The organism is Rhodococcus sp. P4_E4 (assembly GCF_056401575.1).
The window spans coordinates 171,679-193,073 of record NZ_JBFUJB010000024.1 but is presented as its reverse complement, the minus strand read 5'-3'; the positions used below and the strand labels follow the sequence as shown (position 1 = coordinate 193,073).

Annotated in this window: 22 protein-coding genes; 9 read left to right on the top strand and 13 right to left on the bottom strand. The window is 61.2% G+C overall.

The features are described 5' to 3' along the window. Positions 1-97: 97 nt before the first annotated feature. The 3 genes from AC1DVN_RS25935 to AC1DVN_RS25925 all read right to left on the bottom strand — a co-directional run bounded on the left by AC1DVN_RS25935 (position 98) and on the right by AC1DVN_RS25925 (position 2,975). The gene (locus AC1DVN_RS25935; protein WP_477994351.1) at positions 98-1,081 is read right to left on the bottom strand and encodes an ABC transporter substrate-binding protein; all 984 of its coding nucleotides are present in this window, start codon (positions 1,079-1,081) and stop codon (positions 98-100) included. A gap of 95 nt (positions 1,082-1,176) precedes the next feature. Continuing rightward, a complete protein-coding gene (locus AC1DVN_RS25930; protein ID WP_477994350.1) occupies positions 1,177-2,034 on the bottom strand; it encodes a helix-turn-helix transcriptional regulator in 858 nt (285 codons plus the stop codon). Then, positions 2,031-2,975, bottom strand: coding sequence for a D-cysteine desulfhydrase family protein (locus AC1DVN_RS25925; RefSeq protein WP_428689532.1), 945 nt, complete (start codon positions 2,973-2,975; stop codon positions 2,031-2,033). Before AC1DVN_RS25925 ends, AC1DVN_RS25930 begins: the two co-directional genes overlap by 4 nt. Before the next feature lie 73 nt (positions 2,976-3,048). Between AC1DVN_RS25925 and AC1DVN_RS25920 the strand changes: the two genes are divergently transcribed. Beyond that, positions 3,049-3,735 carry a dienelactone hydrolase family protein gene (locus AC1DVN_RS25920; protein WP_477994349.1) on the top strand — a complete coding sequence of 229 codons (687 nt, stop codon included), beginning with the start codon at positions 3,049-3,051 and terminating at the stop codon, positions 3,733-3,735. Positions 3,736-3,748: 13 nt separating this feature from the next. On the opposite strand, the gene AC1DVN_RS25915 is transcribed toward AC1DVN_RS25920, so the two are convergent. From AC1DVN_RS25915 to kynB, 3 genes are read right to left on the bottom strand one after another with little or no spacing between them, the layout of a single operon-like run. Beyond that, on the bottom strand, positions 3,749-5,182 hold the full coding sequence (locus AC1DVN_RS25915) for an amino acid permease (protein WP_047889015.1): 1,434 nt from the start codon (positions 5,180-5,182) through the stop codon (positions 3,749-3,751). A gap of 52 nt (positions 5,183-5,234) precedes the next feature. Further along, positions 5,235-6,500: a kynureninase gene (gene kynU, locus AC1DVN_RS25910; protein ID WP_477994348.1), complete on the bottom strand. Its 1,266-nt coding sequence runs from the start codon at positions 6,498-6,500 to the stop codon at positions 5,235-5,237. Further along, positions 6,497-7,228 (bottom strand): arylformamidase, encoded by a 732-nt coding sequence (kynB, locus tag AC1DVN_RS25905; protein WP_134998931.1) that lies wholly within the window; start codon positions 7,226-7,228, stop codon positions 6,497-6,499. The genes kynU and kynB overlap by 4 nt, the downstream gene beginning before the upstream one ends. Before the next feature lie 137 nt (positions 7,229-7,365). On the opposite strand from kynB, the gene AC1DVN_RS25900 reads away from it, so the two are divergent. Then, the gene (locus tag AC1DVN_RS25900; RefSeq protein ID WP_019745679.1) at positions 7,366-7,857 is read left to right on the top strand and encodes an Lrp/AsnC family transcriptional regulator; all 492 of its coding nucleotides are present in this window, start codon (positions 7,366-7,368) and stop codon (positions 7,855-7,857) included. Positions 7,858-8,051: 194 nt separating this feature from the next. Here AC1DVN_RS25900 and AC1DVN_RS25895 read toward each other — a convergent pair whose 3' ends face one another. Then, entirely contained in the window at positions 8,052-8,549 is a 498-nt protein-coding gene (locus AC1DVN_RS25895; RefSeq protein ID WP_020971070.1) for a hypothetical protein, read from the bottom strand. Positions 8,550-8,994: 445 nt separating this feature from the next. Further along, complete coding sequence (locus AC1DVN_RS25890; RefSeq protein ID WP_019745682.1) at positions 8,995-9,129, bottom strand: hypothetical protein; 135 nt, start codon at positions 9,127-9,129, stop codon at positions 8,995-8,997. A 742-nt stretch (positions 9,130-9,871) separates the two neighbouring features. Between AC1DVN_RS25890 and AC1DVN_RS25885 the strand changes: the two genes are divergently transcribed. Then, positions 9,872-10,762, top strand: a complete 891-nt coding sequence (locus AC1DVN_RS25885) for a phosphotransferase enzyme family protein (RefSeq protein ID WP_477994347.1) — start codon at positions 9,872-9,874, stop codon at positions 10,760-10,762. Between the two features lie 5 nt (positions 10,763-10,767). Here AC1DVN_RS25885 and AC1DVN_RS25880 read toward each other — a convergent pair whose 3' ends face one another. The 5 genes from AC1DVN_RS25880 to AC1DVN_RS25860 all read right to left on the bottom strand — a co-directional run bounded on the left by AC1DVN_RS25880 (position 10,768) and on the right by AC1DVN_RS25860 (position 15,906). Beyond that, a complete protein-coding gene (locus tag AC1DVN_RS25880) occupies positions 10,768-11,394 on the bottom strand; it encodes an MBL fold metallo-hydrolase (RefSeq protein ID WP_007730862.1) in 627 nt (208 codons plus the stop codon). Continuing rightward, entirely contained in the window at positions 11,391-12,479 is a 1,089-nt protein-coding gene (locus tag AC1DVN_RS25875; protein WP_007730860.1) for an S-(hydroxymethyl)mycothiol dehydrogenase, read from the bottom strand. Before AC1DVN_RS25875 ends, AC1DVN_RS25880 begins: the two co-directional genes overlap by 4 nt. Positions 12,480-12,627: 148 nt before the next feature. Next, entirely contained in the window at positions 12,628-13,890 is a 1,263-nt protein-coding gene (locus AC1DVN_RS25870) for a helix-turn-helix transcriptional regulator (RefSeq protein WP_259118445.1), read from the bottom strand. A gap of 22 nt (positions 13,891-13,912) precedes the next feature. Next, a complete protein-coding gene (locus AC1DVN_RS25865) occupies positions 13,913-15,082 on the bottom strand; it encodes a DUF4185 domain-containing protein (RefSeq protein WP_019745686.1) in 1,170 nt (389 codons plus the stop codon). A 119-nt stretch (positions 15,083-15,201) separates the two neighbouring features. Continuing rightward, on the bottom strand, positions 15,202-15,906 hold the full coding sequence (locus tag AC1DVN_RS25860) for a type 1 glutamine amidotransferase (protein ID WP_259118441.1): 705 nt from the start codon (positions 15,904-15,906) through the stop codon (positions 15,202-15,204). Between the two features lie 131 nt (positions 15,907-16,037). On the opposite strand from AC1DVN_RS25860, the gene AC1DVN_RS25855 reads away from it, so the two are divergent. From AC1DVN_RS25855 to AC1DVN_RS25830, 6 genes are all read left to right on the top strand, one after another. After that, positions 16,038-16,541 carry a PASTA domain-containing protein gene (locus AC1DVN_RS25855; protein ID WP_084325447.1) on the top strand — a complete coding sequence of 168 codons (504 nt, stop codon included), beginning with the start codon at positions 16,038-16,040 and terminating at the stop codon, positions 16,539-16,541. Positions 16,542-16,670: 129 nt separating this feature from the next. Then, the gene (cuyB, locus tag AC1DVN_RS25850) at positions 16,671-17,447 is read left to right on the top strand and encodes a cysteate racemase (protein WP_020971074.1); all 777 of its coding nucleotides are present in this window, start codon (positions 16,671-16,673) and stop codon (positions 17,445-17,447) included. 36 nt (positions 17,448-17,483) lie between these two features. Next, positions 17,484-18,167 carry a GntR family transcriptional regulator gene (locus AC1DVN_RS25845; protein WP_019745689.1) on the top strand — a complete coding sequence of 228 codons (684 nt, stop codon included), beginning with the start codon at positions 17,484-17,486 and terminating at the stop codon, positions 18,165-18,167. Positions 18,168-18,229: 62 nt separating this feature from the next. Next, a complete protein-coding gene (locus tag AC1DVN_RS25840; protein ID WP_134998934.1) occupies positions 18,230-18,607 on the top strand; it encodes an ArsR/SmtB family transcription factor in 378 nt (125 codons plus the stop codon). Next, positions 18,604-19,200, top strand: a complete 597-nt coding sequence (locus tag AC1DVN_RS25835) for an SRPBCC domain-containing protein (RefSeq protein ID WP_021345803.1) — start codon at positions 18,604-18,606, stop codon at positions 19,198-19,200. The genes AC1DVN_RS25840 and AC1DVN_RS25835 overlap by 4 nt, the downstream gene beginning before the upstream one ends. Before the next feature lie 133 nt (positions 19,201-19,333). Beyond that, the gene (locus AC1DVN_RS25830; RefSeq protein ID WP_041815349.1) at positions 19,334-21,373 is read left to right on the top strand and encodes a YhgE/Pip domain-containing protein; all 2,040 of its coding nucleotides are present in this window, start codon (positions 19,334-19,336) and stop codon (positions 21,371-21,373) included. The last annotated feature ends 22 nt before the right edge of the window (positions 21,374-21,395 follow it).

Below are 21,395 nucleotides of genomic sequence, written 5' to 3'. Positions count from 1 at the left end.
AAGCAGAGGACAGGATTTCCGCTCGTAGTGGCGACCAAAAAGACTGCGCGCCCTCAACTGGTCAGTTGCGGGCGGGCAGCCAAAAGGTGAGCAAGCGTCAGAGCGTTGCAAACACCTTCGTTTTCACTTCGTTCAGCCAACCGTTCGCGGTCACGAAATCTGTGACACTCGACTGCAATCCGAAGACGTGGCCAGCCTGCGCCGCCGGCAGCCTCGTGAAGAGGTTGTCGTCGAGGACCGCTTGAACCGCCGCATTGGTCGATCCGTCCGCATTCAGGGGATACAGCACGACCGTCACACCGTTCATGATCTCGGCCAACTGCTCCATCGGGTAGGACTCGTATCCGGCATCGGTGTAATTGGTCGGAACACCGGGCCCGTACGCCAATCCGAGTTCGTTGACGACCAAATTGCCGATCGCACCAGTGGGCTGCTGAACCGAGAAAGCGCCGGGTGCGTCTCCGAGCGAAATGTGAATCCACTTGTTGTTCGCGATCACGTCCGCGTACTCGCCACGAACACGTTCGAGATTCTCTTCGTAGGCAGTGCGCGTCGACTCGAGCACGTCCGTCTTGCCGATCGCCTCGGCGATCTCCGTGGTGATCGCCTTCCAGTCGCCTCGACTCTCGCCCTTGACGATGACAGTGGGCGCAATGCCAGACAGACGGTCGAACGCCGCTTGGTCCACCTCGTCGGCGTCGCCGACGATGATGTCGGGATCTGCCGCAGCGATCGCTTCGAAGTTCATTTCCCCGTAGGGCCCGATGGTCGGGAGCCCGTCGACGAAGGCCTGCTGCTCCGGCGTGAATTCACTGATCCACTTGCCGTAGTCCTGCACAGCAGCCGGTTTCACGCCGAGGGACATGAGCTGCCAAGGAGTGTCGTACGACGCGGCGACGATGCGCTCCGGCGAGGCAGGAACCTCGATGTCCCCGTATGCCGAGGCAACCGTCCGGACGTCCGTCGGCTCGGAGTCGGCCGATGACGAGGAACAGCCAGTCACCACCATCGCACCGACAACGGCAACTGCCGCCGCTGCGATGACTCTGGAACCGAAAGAAAATGATCGAATTGCGCGCACGCAGAACTCCTACAGAGGTGATTGTTTAGCCAACCCTAAGTTCATTCTGTGGCACGACACAAGTCCGATCGAGGTGCTTTGAGTCGCTGTTCGGACTAGTCCTGTAGCCAATCGGTCATTGGCGCGCGCGGATGATCGATCAGGCTTGCGAACTCCCCCGGGGTCACACCCATCGTGCGACGAAAAGCCGCACCGAACGCGCTTTCGGAACGGAAACCCGTCCTCCTCGATACAAACGAGATGCTTCCACCAAGTGCCAGAAGTTGCATCGCATGATGAGCCCGCAGTCGCATACGCCATTCCGAGAAGGTCAATCCGGTTTCGGCCGGAAACCTTCGTGTGAGAGTCCTCGTACTGACCTTCGCGTCGGTGGCCCACTCCTCGACCGATCGGGTGTCGGCCGGGCTGGCAACCAACTGATCTGCGATCTGCCGAAGCCACGGCGTCGTCGGCAGCGGCACATCGAAAATCAGTCGCGGAACGGGTTCGACGAGGTCGATGGCAAACGCCTCGGCTCGTCGACGAGCCGCGTCGGTCAAGTCGTCTCGGGTGAGGTGATCGAGTACTTGTTCGAGCAGCGGAGGGGTGGACAAGGCCACCACACGATCCAACCCGGTCACATCGGATGCCACCAACCACGTGCACGACAATTCTGTGCCGCTACGCGCCGTCACCTCGTGGGGAACATAGGACGGGATCCACAGACTGACCCCGCTCGGCACCGTGTACACAGTCTCCGGAGTACGGACCTCGAGAACACCGTCGATCGCCCACAGCAATTCGTGATCGCTGTGGCGGTGCATCTCCCACGTGTAGTCGGAGTCGACTGACAGCCGATTGGTCGCCAAACGCAGATACCCGTCGGCACTGACGCGCAGCGGTCGCACGACGCGTTGCCACTCGGACAGCTCGTCGAGCGGGCTGCTGAGCGGGTAGTCGATCTGCTCGCTCACCGCAGCGTCGACAGTTCGGGATGTCCGAACAGGCCAGGTAACCCACCGGTGTGCAGGAAGACCGTTTTTGATCCCGCCGTGATGGCTTTGTCCTTCACGAGTTGGATCAATCCCGCAAAGGCTCGGCCGGTGTACGTCGGGTCGAGGAAGATGCCCTCCGTACGAGCCAAACATCGGATCGCGCCGGCTGATGCTTCCGTGAGCGTCGAATATCCTTGTCCAACTTGGTTTCGCAGGATCTGAAGATCCGCGGCTCGCACGGTCGGACCAGGCATCTCGTCCAATAACCCAGCGAGGGTCGACACTGGATCGGCAACAGCCCCGACATCGACGCCGACAACTCTGTCGACGCCCAGATGCGCGACAAGTCCAGCCATCGTTCCGCCCGATCCGAGTGCAACCACGACGCGTTCCACTCCGGGGAGTTGCTGCTCGATCTCGCGTGCGCAGTCGACGTAACCCTGCGCGGCCACCGCGCTGGTACCACCGAAGGGAATGACAAAAGGAACTCCGCCCGAGTCAGCGACGGCCTGCACCGCGGCGTCGACCGCGGATGCCGTGTCCCCACCGGCCCAGACGATCTCAGCGCCCGCGAGTGCATCCAGAACGAGATTTCCCTGCGCGGATTCCGGCTCGGCACCACCGAGCACCAGCACACAACGCAATCCCAAACGGGCTGCTGAGGATGCAGTCAACCGAGCGTGATTGCTTTGCGGTGCACCGGTAGTGATCAAAGTCGTCGCGCCGACGGCCAAAGCCTGAGCGCAGGTGTACTGCAGCTTTCGGATCTTGTTGCCGCCACCGCCTAGTCCGGTGACATCGTCACGTTTGATCCACAGGTCTTCCGGCCCCAATCCGAGCGCCTTCGCGCAACGCGCCAAAGGTTCGACGGGCGTCGGCCAACTGCCCAGGCTGATCGGCGGAACGTCGGAACTGAACATTCGACGAGTCTAGTTCGACCGTGCACCCACAGTCCGTACTCGAATACAGTCCGTACTCGCATACAGTCGGGACATGGGAACTTTCACGACGACCACACGTGACGTACCGCTGACCGTCAGCCGACCGGATTCGCCGAGTGAACCGAGACATGCGGTAGTAGTTCTCCAAGAAGCGTGGGGCGTGAACCAACACATCGAGAGCATCCTCGAACGCCTCGCCGACGCCGGCTACCTTGCCGTCGCCCCGCATCTCTACCACCGCGGCGCACAGACCTCCTTCACCGACTTCCCGTCCGCGAAGGATGCGCTCATGGCACTCGACAGCACAAGCATCGGCCACGACGTACGTGCCGCCGTCGACTACAGCCGATCCGAGGGAGCAGACAGAGTCAGCTCCCTCGGATTCTGCATGGGCGGCACCGCGTCACTGTGGTGTGCCGCGGTACCCCTCGTCGATTCCGCTGTCACGTACTACGGCGGCGGCGTCGCCGAGGCCCGATGGGACGGAATCGCGGCAGGCACCGAACTTGCAGCGCAACTGCAGGTCCCGTGGCTCGGTCACTACGGCGACCTCGATCCGAGTATCCCGCCGGAGAGCGTCGAGCAATTGCGCGCAACCGCGTCCGATCTCGCCCGGGTGTACCGCTATGCCGACGCCGGCCACGCGTTCAACAACGACACTTCGACCAGCCACTACGCCCCGGATTCTGCTGCCCTCGCCTGGACCCGCACTATGGAGTTCTTCGCCGAAACCCTGTGATTGCCAATGTAAGTCAGGGAACCCGCTTGACCACCGTGCCGGTGATCTCGTCCTGAACCTGTTCAGCCGTTACCGCTCGACTCTGCGCCCGACGTGATCGGGTGAAGTAGTAGATGCCGATCACGGCAAGAACAAACGGAACTCCGAACACCAGCGTCATCTTGAAATCGTCGACCCACAGCGTGGTGATCAGAATCGCGACCATGAGGACTCCGCCGAGGATTGTTCCCACCGGAAAGAACGGAATCGTAAAGGAAAGTTTGGTTCCGTCCTCCTTCATCCGCTTGCGAAAGAACCAGTGCGTCACGAAGATCAGCAGCCACGTCGCCATCGCTCCGAACATCGACAACGAGATCATCAACGTGAATGCCTGCTCGGGAAAAAGCACGTAGACGATTGTGGCGACGGCGATACCCGACGTCGACAGTAACAGGGCGTTGACCGGCGAGCCGTTGGCCCTGACCCTGCCGAGAATGGCCGGCGCGTCACCAGCACGGGAGAGCGAGAACATCATTCGCGAAGACACGTACAACTGACTGTTCATCGCGGACAGCGCGGCAATGATCACCACGAAGTTCAGCACACTGTCTGCGCCCGGAATCTTCACGACCTGCATCACCGTGACGAAAGGGCTTCCGCCGCTCAAGATCTTGTCCATCGGAGCAATTGCCAGAATCAAAGCAAGGGTTGCGATGTAGAAGACGAACAGCCGGACGATCGTCACACGGAACGCCTTCTTCACCGCCACCGCCGGGTTCTCTGCCTCACCGGCCGCAATGGCGATCATCTCGATGCTCAAGTAGCTGAAGATCGATACGATCACGGCAAACCACATGCCGGACAAACCATTCGGAAAGAATCCGCCACCGGCCGTGTAATTGTGAAATCCGTAGTCCGGGTTCCCGCTACCGAACACGACGTACGCTGCCATCACGATGAACGCCACGATCGCGAAGACCTTGATCGTCGAGAACCAGTACTCCATCGTTCCGAAGGCCTTGACGTTGAACATGTTCACGCCGATCAGCACTCCGGAGAACAACACGATCCACAGCCACGACGGTACGTCGGCGAACCAGAACTGCATGTATTCACCGATCGCGGTGACCTCGGTACCGACCGCGAGGACGATGCAAGACCAGTAGAGATAGCGAACGAGGAAGCCGATCAACGGTCCGACGTAGAACTCTGCGTACGCACCGAACGAACCTGATGTCGCATGTGCGACGGTCATTTCGGCGAGGGCACCCATCAGCAGCAGGGCGATCAACCCGCCGATCGCGTAACTGATGATGACGCTCGGGCCGGCAAATCCGATGGCGAACTTACTGCCGAGGAAGAGTCCGGTGCCGATTGCACCGCCGAGCGCGATCATGCTCATCTGCTTGGGGCCGAGTTCGCGTTTGAGACCTGATTCTCGCTGCTGAATGTTTTTGAAATCACTCATGAAAGCTCCTTGCGAAAGGCGGTACCTTCCGGTCCGCGGAAACTTGGAAGAATCAGGTGACTGCGTCGCGCTCGCGGAATTCGGGACGATCCCAGGACTTGTTCTCGAGGATGTCTCGCAACACGTCGACGGCGTTCCACACGTCGGCGTATCCGAGATAGAGCGGAGTGATACCGAACCTCAGCACTCCTGGTTCGCGGTAGTCGCCGATGACGCCCCGCGCGATGAGAGCCTTCATGATGGAATAGCCCTCGGGATGAACAAAACTCACGTGCGAGCCACGACGCTCGTGCTCACGCGGCGTGATCAACTCCAAACCGTAGGCAGCGCAACGCTCCTCGACGAGGTTGATGAAGAGATCGGCCAGCGCGAGCGACTTGCTGCGGATGCCGGTCATGTCAGCTTTGAGCATGACGTCGAGACCACATTCGACGAGTGACAACGACGTGATGGGTTGAGTACCACTCAGAAACCGTCGTATTCCTGCGCCCGGTTCGTAGGCCGACTCCATCGCGAACGGTCGCGCGTGCCCCCACCACCCGGACAGCGGCTGGATTCCGGTGTTCTGATGGCGACGGTTGACCCAGATGAATGCAGGTGAACCCGGACCACCATTGAGGTACTTGTACGTACACCCGACCGCGAAGTCGGCGTCGGCGCCGCTCAGATCGACAGTGACGGCGCCGGCCGAGTGTGCGAGATCCCAGATCATGAGGGCGCCACGTTCCTGCACTGCTGCAGTGACTTCCGTCATCGCATACAGGTTTCCGGTGCGGTAGTTGACGTGCGACAACATCACTACGGCGGTGTCTGGTCCTACTGCTTCGGTGAGGTCGCCCGGTTGGTCGATCAGGCGTAGTTCGTATCCCTGATCGAGCAGCGAGATGATGCCCTCCGCAATGTAGAGGTCAGTGGGAAAATTGTCGCGCTCGGAGACGATCACCTTCCGGCTGGGATCCTGAGCAGCCGCGATGGACAGTGCGGAGGCCAATGCCTTGAACAGGTTGATCGACGTCGAATCCGTCACTACCACTTCGCCTTCACCTGCTCCCAGCAACGGGGCAAGTTTGTCACCGAGGCGGACCGGGAGGTCGAACCATCCAGCCTCGTTCCAACTGCGAACCAAGCCGTTGCCCCACTCGTCGCCGATTACTCTCGCGGCGCATTCCTGTGCGGCAATGGGACGCGCGCCGAGCGAGTTTCCGTCGAAGTAGAGAACGCCCTCCGGAATCGCGAACTCGCGGCGGAACTCCCTCAGGGGATCCACTGCGTCGGCCTTGACGCAGTCATCCAACGAAAGGGTGGTTGTCGATGTCATGACGATTCTTCTCCTGCATGTGTCGGCGTTGAAAGTGATGAAGGCAGAGTCCGGAGCACGGCGCGTACCGGGCTGGCATCGAGGTCGAGGAACTTCAGCGGCAGTGCGATCAACTCGTAGTAGCCTTCGTCGACCTCGTCGAGGCACAGTCCTTCGAGGATCGCGACGCCACGATCGCTTGCCGCGTGATGCCCGTCCATGGTCTTGCTGTCCATCGGATCGAACGAGGCGCCGTCGATTCCGATCAGAACTCCACCGCGGTCGGCGAACCAGTGGGTCAGCTCCGGAGAAACGCCGGCGAAGTCGTTGTCCCACTCGCGCGGGTACTTCGGGTAAGTCCTCAGAATCAACCGCTGCGGCAGATGGCCGCCGAGTCGCTCCACCGTCTCTTCGACGGGCCTGATGCAGGCGGCACCGTCGACGCCCGTCATGTCGACCACCAGGGCCTCACCGAGATAGGGCTCGAGGGGAACAGAACCGATGGGCGCACCGCCGATGCGGGTGTGCGCCGGCGCATCGGCGTGAGCACCGATATGAGGAGTGGTGGTGATTCGGTTGATGGTGACGGCGTCACTGCCGCCGAGGTCTGACGTGACAGCGCGGGTGAAGGCGGTATCGCCTGGCCACACGGGCGTCGATTCGGAGATCGGCGGGCTGATGTCGATCAACCGTGCCCTCCAGTCGCCCGTGTGTCCGTCGCCCGTGTGTCGGCCGATCCTCGGAAGCATCCAGACCCCTTCGTCGCAACAGTCGACTGTATCGATCTCGACCGTTTGATAATTCGATGTGTTTGGCAAAAGCTAGGATCATCGACGGGCGCGGTCAATAGATGCTGAATATTTTCGCGACGGCAGGGAGAAATCGGATGATAAATGCGATCGAACGGGCAGCTGCCGCAGCTCGGCCGAATCATGTTCGGCTCGACGACGTCGATACGGCGATTCTCCGCGAACTCGTCCGGGATGCACGCATCCCCAACAATGCACTCGCCGAGAAGGTCGGGATAGCGCCGTCGACCGCTCTGGCGCGGATGCGCGCTCTACGCGAATCGGGCGTCATCAAGGGGTTTCATGCAGACATAGACCTCGAGCTACTCGGCCTCGAGATCTCGGCGATGGTGTCGATTCTGATTCACTCCCACGCCAGGAGCCGGATGACGGAAATTGCCGAGCACCTGAGCGGACTGGATTCCGTTCAGCGAGTGTTCCTGATGAGTGGGGACCGTGATCTCCTGGTGCACGTCTCGTGTGAATCTCCCACTCGGCTTCGCGATTTCGTCAGCGCGCACCTCAACGATCCGGCCATCGCCAATACCCAGACCAACTTGATCTTCAGCGAACTGCGGCAGGGTGACTGAACCGCAGGGCACAGCAATCATCGTCGATCGATCGCACCAGTCGTCTGGCTGCCGTTCGATCATGTGAGCACAAGTGAAACGGGGTGGGTGCATTGGATTGCACCCACCCCATCCTTGAACTACCTCGTCAGCCGACAGTCAGACCTCACGTGCGGACTCAAGATGTCGCTCGGTCAAATCAGTCGACGGATTATCTACGAGGCAACGAAATTAAAGTGGTACGCCGAGTTGGAACTGAGCGATCCGTACTGATGCGCTGCAAAAATGATCGTTCCGATGTTCGTAGTCCCGAAAACTGCTGCACTCTTCCACGGATTGTTGGTGATGGTGGTGAACGGTGACGGCGGGGTGCCGGCAGTGAGCTTGACCGTGGCTCCGCCCAGTACATCAGCCTTCATCGTATTCGGAGCCTGGATACAGTAACGCCCCGCTGAATCGGTGGTCGCGGTATACGTCGTGGAGGGTGCCGTGCTAATCACGCCGGAGATTACGACCCCGGAGACACCTTGTGCGGCCGCCGGTGGTGCGGCGTTGTACTCCAACCCCGCACCGCTGTAAACATTGCCACACAGCTGGTAATCAGCGGTAGGTACGGCCTCGACCGCGGGAGCGGCAGAAGCGGTTCCTGCGAACGCGAGGGCAGCGGCGGACGCAAGAACACCCGCACCAATTCCGACTCTCTTAAATCCCATGACTGTGAACACCTTTCGTAGATGAAACGCGAACGAATCGCTATTCGAATCTTCTGTCCACTGTGCGACTCGGAAACCTCCTGTTTGCACGCCATTCAGAGCGCAGGGAAGACACATGGTTCATGCAGCTGTGGCGATGATCTGAGTTTCCCCGTCTTGGGCACTCGGCAGTTCGACGCTCCGGCCGTGAACTGAACTAACCGTCGTGCTACATACACTATATGCACTTTTTGTTACGCTTGTCGGCGATTTAGACATTCTCAAAAATGTTGCACAACATCACTTTTCGAGATCCTTCGTTGCCACTAGGGCGCAGGATGTGGTCCCGCCAGCCACACAGGCAGTCAGACGTGCGCCCACCTCATCAATCAACTTCAGAAAACACTTGTGCCGAAACATCTTTCGAGCTACGAGATTGGTGAATTCGTCCACCAATCAAGTGGCGTCACCTGCCGGCGCTGAGCGACTCTGCGCTGGACCAGCCCGCACCTTCGGCGGAAGCAGTGCTGAGGCCGAACAATACAACCCCAACGAAACTCGACATGAGATTGACCATCCCTGCCCAGTAGTCTGACGACATCTTTGTACTCCTTCTCAGGATAGAGAGATCAGAAATGCGGTGAGGTATTCAGAGAGAGCAGGCCACACCATTGCAGCAAGCCCCAAAGAATCACTCATAATTGGCTGAAGCGACATGCCTTACCTTCCCCTCAGAAGCCCATCGAAAGTTCGAGTGGACGTTGAATCAACATGAAAAACAATGTCGGCAGCATCTGGGCAACTGTCTCGCCCAACGATGACGTCGCCTCTGCGACGGATTCCATACCGCTCACCCTTCGTTCGAATAGTCGTTGGTAGACATCGTGTTCAAAATGTCTATTGAGCCCCCAAGAATGGGTGCCACCCCGGTAATCAGGGTCCTCAGTGCAGCCAGAAGGTCAGCTGACATCGTGCGCTCCTACCTCTCGTTCCGCGACACGCGCCATTCGCCGTGTCAGATTCTCAGCTCGCAGCAACATGAGCCTGTGTCGATTGCACCGCACCACGACGCCCGAAGTTCACAGGCTTCATGGAATCAAGACTTCGTCAAAACCTGATTCCACTTTCCGTTCGTCACCGCAGAGCCACACTAGAACAGATATCAGTTTTTTTGAGGCAGACCGACTACAGTCACAAAAGATCATTCGAAAGTGCCAGCCAAACTAGTGTTAAAGTATGATCTGCCAGGCTCTTTCGTCGAACCCCAAACTTATTCGTTAGCCAGGAATGGCAAAGCACGACACGTTACTCAGATATCCTCCACCGCACTAGAGTCGGACAGCATGTTGCCACTCGGGTTGTCCATGCTCTGGGAGTCAGTGGAGCCGGAAGCCGCTCTGGAGGAGCGATTCGGATTCAACAGCTTTGGCGCAGCCACCCATTGGGTCTCGGCGGTACTCGAGCAGACTTGGGGATTGACGGCCCTCGAGTGCTCGCGAATGGCGATCAGTGACCAGAACGCGATTGTGTGGGTTGCGAGCGACCGAGGTGGGCTGGTGGTGAAGTGGTCGCGCGCCACAGAGCGCTTCGAGAACCTGGAGGCGTCGACGCGCCTGCTGAGCGCACTCGCCGCGCAGGGCGTGCCCGTTCCGTCGCCGATCACGTCCCTGAACGGATTGGACCGGGAAACACTGCTGGTCCGGGAAACACTGCTGGCCTGGGAAACACTGGAAGGTCCTTCGTGCGCAGTGTCGTTCACCGTACTGCCGGAGTTGGCGGGAGATTGGTTGGACGTGCAGGACCACGCGGCGGTCCGTTCGGCAGGAGCATGTCTGGCAGAAATACACCGAACGCTCGGCGCCACCCATGTCGACGGATCGGTTTTCTCGTCGCGCAGCACCGGGTTGAAGGAGCGCATCGGTGGTTGGCTCGAGAATTTCGACCGCGGGTTCGCGCCTGAGGCAACGCGTAGGCTCGGGGGCCTCCTGGCGCGTGCGTCCGAGCTCGATGACCAAATTCAACTGGTACACAACGACTTCCGTGCAGCCAACATCTTGACTCGAAACTCTCGGACCACCGGAGTACTCGACTTCGACGACGTGGTGATCGACCACCGGGTGAGCGACCTGGCCAAGGCAAGCGTCTATCTGGGCACCCTGTTCACCGATTGGCGACCGACCCCGATCGCGGTACGGCAGAGCCTGCGCGCCGGCTACGCCCCACTTCACTTCTGATCACATCAGGATCCGGCGCGGATCCATTCTTCGAGATGCGGCGCCTCGGTGCCGATCGTCGTGCCGTCACCGTGACCGGTGTGAACCTTGGTCTCGGCAGGTAAGGCAAACAGCTTGTCGCGGATCGATCCGATGATGGTCGGGAAATCGGAGTACGAGCGCCCCGTTGCGCCGGGTCCACCGGAGAACAAGGTGTCGCCGCTGAACAGTTCGCCGGCCTCCGGCAGGTAGAGGCACGTCGACCCCGGGGAATGGCCGGGTGTGTGGATGGCCAGAATATCCGTGCCCGCCACAGCAATACGCTGATCATCTTCCAAGCTCAGATGCTTCACCCCGGGGTGGGTCATCTCCCAGAGCACATCGTCGGCCGGGTTCAGGTAGATCGGAGCGTCGAGCTTCTCGGCCAGCTCCGGCGCAACCGTGACGTGATCGTTGTGACCGTGGGTGCAGACGATTCCGATCACCTTGCGTCCGCCGACAGCGTCGATGATCGGCTGCGCGGTGTGAGCTGCGTCGACGATTACCACTTCGTTGTCGTCACCGATCAGCCAGATGTTGTTGTCGACGTCCCATGTTCCGCCGTCGAGGCTGAACGTGCCCGAGGTGACGACGCGATCGACACGCAATGTCACAGGACCACCACCGAACGGAGGACCTCGCCGCGGTGCATCGTCTCGAAGGCCTTCTCCACCTCGTCGAGCTTGATGCGCTCACTGACGAACTTCTCGAGCGGCAGACGCCCCTGCTGGTACAGGTCGACCAGAACGGGGAAGTCACGCTCGGGCAGGCAATCGCCGTACCACGACGACTTGAGGGCTCCGCCGCGCGAGAAGAAGTCCACCAGCGGCATTTCCAGCTTCATGTCCGGCGTCGGAACACCCACCAGCACTACAGTTCCCGCGAGGTCGCGGGCGTAGAACGCCTGCTTCCAGGTCTCCGGGCGACCGACTGCGTCGACAACCACGTCGGCACCGAAACCTCCGGTCAGCTCCTGGACTGCCTCGACGACGTCGTCGACCTCGGTGGCATTGATCGTGTGTGTGGCACCAAGTTCCGTGGCCCACTCCAGCTTTCGCGGATCCCGGTCGATGGCGATGATGGTATTGGCGCCGGCCAGGCGTGAACCCATGATCGCTGCGTCGCCGACACCACCACACCCGATCACGGCCACTGAATCACCGCGTCCGACGTTGCCGGTGTTCATCGCGGCACCCATGCCGGCCATGACACCGCAACCGAGCAGTCCGACCACAGCCGGATCGGCCGAGGCGTCGACCTTGGTGCACTGGCCTTCGTGAACCAGCGTCTTGTCTGCGAATGCGCCGATACCGAGTGCCGGCGTCAGTTCGGTGCCGTCTTCGAGCGTCATCTTCTGCTCGGCGTTGAACGTGTCGAAGCAGTACTGCGGGCGGCCACGCTTACACGCACGACACTGCCCGCAGACTGCACGCCAGTTGAGGACGACGAAGTCGCCCACCTCGACGTGAGTGACACCGGGGCCGACGCTCTCGACGATGCCCGACGCCTCGTGCCCGAGCAGGAACGGGTACTCGTCGTTGATTCCGCCGTCGCGGTAGGTCAGGTCGGTGTGGCACACACCGCACGCTGCAATGGCGACCACTACCTCGTTGGCACCGGGGTCGGGAATCGTGATGGGGACGATTTCGACGGGGGCACCCTTGGATCGGGCGATGACGCCGCGTACCTGCTGTGGCATGGCTTTGCTCCTGGCTTCGTGCGATTGAGGACGTGTCGTCACATGGCGCCGTGTTTTCACATTGCGATATGTGCACTCGTTGAAAGGTTAGCCCGAAGCAGGTGCCCGCAACCCTGGTCGAACTGACTGACCGACCTGGCCGAAAGGACTAGGGTGCAGGCTTCACGCCGGCCTCCGCGCCCGCGGCGGCCGCCGCACCCCGACTCTCGACGCCCAATTTCCGCAGGACCCCGGCAACATGAAACTTGACTGTGCTCTCGCTGACGCCGAGGCGCTCCGAGATCGCCTTGTTGCGCCGTCCGGCCACCAGATGCTCGAGTACCTCGAACTCCCGCGGAGCCAGTTCGGTGAGGACGTCGCGGTTCGGTAGGGCGACGGGGGCGTCGAGCGGGATGGTTGCGCTGATCCGGTTCCCCCACCCGGGCGTCGACTCGGATTCGACGGTTCCACCCAAAGTTTCAACCCGAGAACGTAATTGACGTTCCACATCGATCACGTCGGCTTCACCGCCGCCGTCGTCTCGAATGTCGATGGAGAGCGAAGCCGCGTCGAGAGTCCAGGCCACCCGGATTCGCGAGAGCGTCTGCTGATCCGACAATGCCAACACCGCGCCGCGGACGACGGCGCGGGCGCCGTGCGCCACTTCGCCGGGCAGACCGCGACCGTCGACGGGTGGCTCCACCAACTCCAACGCGATTTCCCGATGCTTGAGCAGCGAACGCAATTCCCCACGCATCCGTGCAAAAGCCGTGGTGGTCGACTCTTCGGCCAACTCGCGGTGCACGTCGACGGCTGAACGCAGGCCGATCAGAGCCGAGGCCGCAGTCTCCCTGGCCGAGGTTCGCGCACGTGTGTCGTCGAGATCCGCCGAGCGCAGCGTCGCCAGCATCGTCTCGAGGGTGGCCGCATGCACCTCCGTCATCTCCGCCACGGTGCGTGCACGCTCCGACGACGCTGCCCGTGACTCGGCGAGATATGCCGGGCTCGCGTTCCGGACCTGGAGCTGAATTCCGGTTGCAGTCACTGCGAACAGTGCCTGGATCAATTCGAGGGATGCTGTCTTCACCGGTACGGGGTGCGGTGTCAAAACGAGAAGCGTATCGGTTCGATCAAGCATCGCGAGCACTTCACGGTCCCGGCCGGCGACAGCGCATTTTCCCCGAAAGATCTGTCCGACAGTGAGATCCGTACGGATACGGTCGAGTTCGGCGATGGTCACACGATCGACGACGGCTGGATCCCCAGCGACCTTGCGCGGCCTACCGGTGCATTCACGGGTGAAGATCACCAGGGAAGTGTGCGGCGCCATGTCCGCGATCAACGTCGAAAATCGTCGGCCGATTTCGGGTAGTGGTCCCACCAACACGTCTCGAAGGGCGGTGATCAGTAGCGCATTGTCGGTGGTGCTCACCGGTCAACGATAACCATCCGGTTCACTGGTGCAGCGTGGTCTTCATGAGCATCACGTTGTAGTCGGACCAGGTGGTGGCGAGAAAGTAGAGGTCCTGCCCCTGTGACCAGGGGTGCATGTACGCGCCGTAGAGTCCCGGAACCTCGTCGGTGCCGATCACTACGTCGGGCGCACTCCACGGGCCGGTCAGGTCCGACGCCGTCCGCAGCACCAGCGCTCCCCACTCGTTGGAGTACATCGCGACGAACTTGCCGAGATAGTCGTTGTACTGCACCGACAGTTCGCTGACATCCCCGTCGAGAACCACTGCAGCGGCAGCGGGATTGTTGGGGACCCATGCTTTTCCGTCCCAGTATTCGTACGCCGCGACGTCCGCGATGGAGGCTTCCTTGACCCGCGAGAGGCGCCCCTCGCCGAAACGTCCCGCGGGGGTACCGAAGTTGTAGACGTAACCACCGTCTTTGACGAAGGAACCCATCTGGAAGTTGTCGTTACCCGTCAACGGCAGATTGGGCCGGGACGAGGCCGGTTCGACCTGCCAGGTCTCACCGTTGTCGTGCGAGGACGCGATCTGCGAGAAGTTGGTGACCCACTCCCCCGACCCTCCCCACGAGCGGATCGACATGTAATTGACGTATTGAACGCCGCCCACCGAGATACCCGTCGTCGGAATGCTGCTGGTTTCGACGCCGGTGACTTTCAGACTTCCGATGATCTCGCGTGAGTGATTCGGCCGGTCGGTCGGTGAGGAGTCGATGTTCATGCCGTCGGACAGATTTCCGTCCGAGCTACGGAACAGGACGTTGCTGCGCCAGTCACCGACCACCCCGGAGCACAGGGGGTCAGATCCGATTCCGACGGTGTCACCGAAGGCTGTCAGGACCTGACCTGCGCCGTTGTCCCACATGATGCCGAGATCCGTGCCGAGAACGTTGAACCGCTCGACGGTTTGGTTGGGGCTGAGCGCGCCGGTGATGTACTCGACCGCCGAGGTGCGGCCCTGCAGTTCCGGAAGTTTCCCGTCCGTTCCGTTGAGCCAGGGAATCGGATTGGTCGGCCCACCTGATTGATCCAAGCTGCCGGTGACGTTGCAATCCCACGGGGATGCATGAGCCTGGGTCGCCCCCAAGACCGCGGTCGACGCGAGTACACACGTCACTGCAGCTGTCGATATCTTCCGTATCCGGCGCATCGCTCCCCTTTCGCGGGGGAGATCCGGACTCTACGAGGTGTCTTGCTCGACCGGATCGGTTCATCCACCCACGACAACACAAGGTAACAGGTAAATCGGTCAATCAGGACAAAACGGCCTTATTCAACAGAGATCGATTTCAACCACTTCTCCATCACCACTGCGGCAATCTCGAGCCCCTGAGACTCGGCAGCACCCAACTGCTGCATGAAGACGCGCGGACCGTCCGCTCCCAGCGAAGCATGCAGCGAGTCGCGGTACTCGGCCAGTTCCATCCATTCGCGCGCCACCTCCGAGGACGCTTCGAGGTGAAACTGAACGGCGTAACTCTGCTTGTATCGGAAGAGTTGATTCGGATACTTGGCAGAACCAGCGAGTCGCACCGCGCCGTTCGGAATGTCGAAGGTATCCGAATGCCATTGCATTGCAGGAAATGTGGAGGGAAGATCTCCCCACACGGGATCTTGCCGGCCCTCGACAGTCAAGGTGATCTCCTCAACTCCGACTTCGGGCACAGCGCCCGTGTAGACGCGAGCACCCAGCGCCGCGGCGAGCAACTGCGAACCCAGACACACTCCCCACACCGGGACGTCGTTCTCGACCAGATCGCGAATGCATTCGATCTCGGATGCCAACCACTCGACCTCACCCTGATCGCCGACGCCCATCGGCCCGCCCATCACGATCACGGCGTCGAATCGTCGATGGGCGGGAAGCGGGTCGGTACCCAGAAGAACGGTCTGCACATCTCCGTAGCTCTCCAGGACAGGCGAATACGCCGCTGGGGGTTCACACTGCGCGTGTCGTAGTTCCAGAAAATGCATGTAGGCAATTCCTCTCGAATCCGGTGCCGAAAGCCTATGGTTCTATTCGACATAAGGCACATCGACGGCGTCGGATGTGCTCTGCGCTCGAATCTCCCCTTTCATCGCCCCTTTACCGACAAGGAACGTCTGTGCGCGCATCACACCTCTTTTCGACATCGATTCGCCCGTCCTCAACTGCCGTTCGCATCGCACTCAGCGCATTCGCCTTGGCGTCTCTTGCCGCATGCTCAGGGACAAGCACCGACAGCGAGGCCGAATCAACATCCACCGCGACCACCACTGCAACCTCGACAACTCAACCCACGACGACTAAGGCTCCATTGACCACCTCGGTGGCCGGTCCGACGAATACTCCACTGGCCACCACCCCAGTCACCGCAGAAGTGACGCCCGCTGCAACTCCTGCGATCATGCCCAATGTCGTGTGTATGAATCTTCAAGACGCGCAGGACACCATTCAATCGGCCGGAGTCTTCTTCTCCAGAAGTGCTGACGCAACTGGCGCGGGTCGACGCCAACTGGTCGATTCCAACTGGATTGTTGTCGATCAGACACCTTCTGCCGGAAGCCCTTTCGGGGAAATCGAAGCCGTGCTCTCAGCCGTCAAGATCGGCGAACCCAACCCCTGTTGATCGAGCGAGATCTCGAACTTCGCAATTCCGGGAACGCCGCGCCCTACTTGACAACTACCTTCAACCTCCTTCACTGTAGTCAACATTACGAGTATCCAATATATTGGATGCGAAAGGTTGAATTGCAACATGAAGGTGCAACGAATACGGCAGAGCGCCAACTCTCCGGCGGGCATGAGCGAACCCGTCATCGGAATACTCGGAGGCATGGGGCCGGCCGCTACTGCGGACTTCTACTCCAAACTCGTTGCCCTGACGCCAGGTTCGACGGATCAGGAGCACCCCAAAGTTGTCATCTGGGCCGATCCCACGGTTCCCGACCGGACATTGGCACTCACCGAGGACGGCCCGGACCCCACCCCCTGGCTGCTCCGAGGTGCGCGCGTCCTCCGAGAGTCGGGCGCAACGACGCTCGCCATCCCATGCAATACCGCCCACGCCTTCCTGCCCGCCATCTCATCCCAACTGGGACTTCCCGTCGTCCACATGATCGACGAAGTTGCTCGGCACATCCGGACGCTCTCACCCGCCGTCACATCCGTCGGACTGTTGGCCACCACGGGGACGGTCCGCACCGGGTTGTATCAACAATGGCTGTCGGAATACTCGATTGACGTCCTGGTGCCAGGACCTGCGATCCAGGACGAACTGGTGATGCCGGCGATCCGAGCAATCAAGAGTGGCAACGTCGGAGACGAGACCACCGACAAACTCGTCAGGGCCGCCGATCTTCTCGTCGAATCGGGCGCGCAGGTCGTCGTGGCCGGATGCACCGAGATTCCGCTCGGACTGCCCGCCGACGCCACAACCTGTCAGATCATCGATCCGGCAACAATTCTCGCCCGCGCGCTGCTCCTACGCGTTGCGGATGCCCGGAAACACGCGTCGTTGGCCGACCTGGGCTGACCTGCGACAAGCAACGTGCAGAGTACGATATCCAGTATGTTGCGTGGCGGTAAACCGGTTGAGCGAGCACGAATGAGCGACATCGCTCTCGAACGCATTCGCGAAGCGATCGTCACCGGTGAACTGGCGCCGGGCTCGAAGATCAAGGACAGCGAACTCGCCGAGTATCTGGGATTGAGCAGAACTCCGGTCCGCGAAGCGCTCGCAAGGCTGGTCGACACCGGACTCGTGGAAGCGAAGCCCGGTGCGTACACGCGCATCACCACCCTCGACCGCGGCGACGTCGAGGCAACACTCGCAGTCATCGAAGCTCTCGACCAACTGGCCGTCGTCACCGCTGTACCGAACCTCACCGACGAGATGATCGGGGCGATGCGCTCCGCCAACAAAGACTTCGCCGCTGCCGTCAAGCGAAACGACATAGGCCGAGCGCTGACCGCGGACGATCGCCTACACAGCGTCATCATCGACGCTGCGGCAAATCCGCTGTTGAAGAAGCTGATTCACCAGGTTCACCCACAAATTCACCGCATCTACTACCGCAAGTTCTCGAGCCTTCTCGGCAGCCAGGACTCCGTCGACCATCACAACAAGCTGATCGAGCTGTGCGCAGACCACGATGCCGAGGCGGCAGCGACACTGTCGGCCGAACATCGACGCCATCTCGGCGGGCTGATCGGTGAACTCTTCGACGCCGACGAGTTCGCGCTCTCGGACTGACCGACGCCCGAATACAAGTTTCGGCGCTTGCCTATATTGGCCATTGCCGATATAAATGACTGGTGCATGCGTTCGACGTTCTCGGAGACCCAGTTCGGCGAAGAATCATGGAAATCCTGTCCAGCGGCGAGCGCTCGGCGGGTCAGATCGCCGAAGTCGTGGCAGCGGAGTTCGGAATCTCGCAACCGACCGCGTCCGGGCACCTGCGAGTGCTCCGAGAAAACGGATTCGCCACAGTCCGCAGCGAAGGCACCAGGCGTCTCTATGCCGTCGAGCCCGCGCCATTGCAAGAAGTGGACCAATGGCTCGACGGATTCCGGCAGTTCTGGAGCGGTCCTCTCGACGCATTGGCCACAGAACTCGCACGAGGGAAACGACGCGGCTCCGAGCGGAGCAGATCTGCACAATCGAATTCTTCCGACGAAGGAGACTCACAATGACCGAGATCGCGAACCAGGACACCAGCCTCACCGCGGTGGAGCGGAGCATGGGCAACCGCGACATCGCAGAAGGTGCGGCTCGAACTGCCGTACTCAAGCGCCGCTACAACGCGTCGGTCGACGACGTCTGGGACGCCATCACGACCCCTGACCGCATCAACCGTTTCTTCCTTCCGGTGAGCGGAGACTTCCAGGTGGGCGGCTCGTACGCCTTCGAAGGCCAGGCAAGTGGCGAGATCCTGGCGTGCGACGCCCCACGCCTGCTGCGACTGCAGTGGACACCGCCCGGCGATCGCGGATACAGCGATCAGGTCGAGATCAGGCTGACTGCAGACGGCCCCGACGCCACCTGGCTCGAGTTGGAGCACGCCTCCGTCGCCGATGTCTTCCGCAACGACCCGGACACCGGCTGCTACGGCGTCGGAACCGGCTGGGAAGGCCCACTTCACTACCTGGGCGAATACTTGCGCGGCACTCTCCCTGATGCGCCGAGCACCGAGTGGTACACCTTCGACGAAGCAGAGGAGCTTCGTCTGGCCAACTTCCGCGGGTGGGAGTGGGCAAAGATCGAGGCAGAGCACGGCGGCCGATAACGCCCAATTCTTCGAAAACGGTCACAGGATGGCCGTTTGCTTTGTATCGTGACCGAGCTGGACGTATGTCCAGCAGTTTTGGTGGCTTTCTTTCGTGCCACAACTGCTTCGGTCCACGAGAAGAGAGCTCCACATGGCGCCACAACCCGTAGTCGACAACGCGGCCACGACGCGACGAACGCACATCATCCGGACAGTTCTCGCTGTCCTCGTCATCGCACCGCTGTCGATTGCGGCGTTCTACATGTGGGCACTGTGGGATCCGGGCGACACGGTCAACCGCTTGCCCGTCGCCATCGTCAACGCCGATGCCGGCACAGAACTCGACGGAACACGTCTGCAAGCCGGCGATGAAGTTGTTGCCGCGCTCGTCGAGAGCGGAGACGTTGCATGGAAGGTCGTCTCGGAACAGGAAGCCGCCGACGGCGTCAACGACGGCACCTACTACTTCTCGGTTGTCATTCCCAAGACTTTCAGCGCAGACGTGGCCAGTGCCGCATCGGGTTCGGGCCGCAAGGCCGAACTCGACGTCTTGTACAACGATTACAACAGTCTGGTCGCCGGCCCGGTCGGTGAAAGCATCATCGCTCAGGTGCGCTCGGCGGTCTCCGAGTCGATCGGCGAGCAGTCCATCGACCAGGTGCTGGTCGGGTTGGGTGAACTCGGAACAGGATTCGGTGAAGCAGCCGCTGGCGCGCAACAACTCTCCGACGGATCCTCCGAAGCACTCGCCGGAACCAACGAGCTCTACGCCGGAAGCAAGGAACTCGCCACCGGCATGGGTGAAGCGAATCAAGGCGGCAAGGAGCTGGCCGCCGGAGCCGGCGAGCTGGCTGCTGGAGCAAACGAAGCTGCTGCAGGCTCGGGCGAGCTGAGCAGCGGACTCAACCAGTTGGTCGGGGGAACCGACGAACTCGGCGCAGGAGCCCTTCAGATCAGCGAAGTGGTCGACATGGTCACCACCCCGGTACTCGACCTCGCGGGGTCCTCGGACGCCGTCGTCGGTCAGATCGACGCCCTCACGTCGATGCTTCGAAACTCGGCTGATCCGGTCTCCGCCGGACTCGTCGAAGCCCTGAGTGGACTGCGGGCTTCCCTGACTGCACAACCGTCGGACGACGACGTGATCGGTCAGCTCGGCCAGCTTCGCGACGGTGCGCGGGAGATCTCGCGCCAACTCACCGATCCGAGCAGCGACTACCGTGGCGGGCTTCTTGCCGCGGCGGCCGGTGCAGGTGAACTCAACACGGGACTAGGCCAACTGTCCGACGGCGCAGGCCAACTCGCTACCGGCGCACAGGAACTCTCCACCGGCCTCGGGCAGTTGGACACCGGAAGTATCGCGCTCCGTGACGGTCTCGGGCAGCTATCGGCCGGCGTCGGCGAGCTCGACGCGGGCAGCGCAGAACTCGCCACCGGTTTGTCCGACGGCGCCGCCCAGGTGCCGCAGTTCTCGGACGACGAACGCGCCACCACAGCCAATCTGCTCTCGTCCCCGGTTGCCGTCGACGCGCGGAACAACTATCCCGCAGCCGGTTTCGGACCGGGAGCCGTCCCTGCCGTAATCTCGGTGGCACTGTTCCTGTGCGGAATTCTCACGTGGTTCGTCGTCCGTCCACGACGCGGACGTTCACTGAACTCGCACACCAGCGTGGTGCGTGAGGGGCTGCGCCGCTACCGCATTCCCGCCCTGGTCACCTTGGTCGCGGCGCTCGTGTTGTCGGTGGTGTCACTGACCGTGGCAAACGTCGAACCACCTAGTGTTCTGGCGATGATCGCAGTGATGATCCTGGTGGGTGCCGCCGCGGTCAGCTCGGGCAGGCTCTTCACCGTTGTGTTCGGAGCCGTCAACGGAACCTTCATCGCATTGGGCGCCTTGATGATTCAGATCTTCGCCTTCGGCGCGGTGTACCCCATCGAACAGATGCCGACGGTTCTGCAGTGGCTGCACGCCCTGATGCCACTCACGTGGGCGCGCAACGCCATGCGCATGGTCCTTGTCGGATACTACGGCCCGAAATTCTGGGTGGCGGTAATCGCTCTGGCTGCCTTGGTGATCGGAGCCGTCCTGTTCACCATCTGGTGGCGCCGCCGACAAGAACCGCCGACCGACGCCGATGACGACGCGCCGATCACCGAGGAGATCGTGTACCTCCAACCAACGCAAATGTAACTCGGCGCAAACCTGAGTCAGC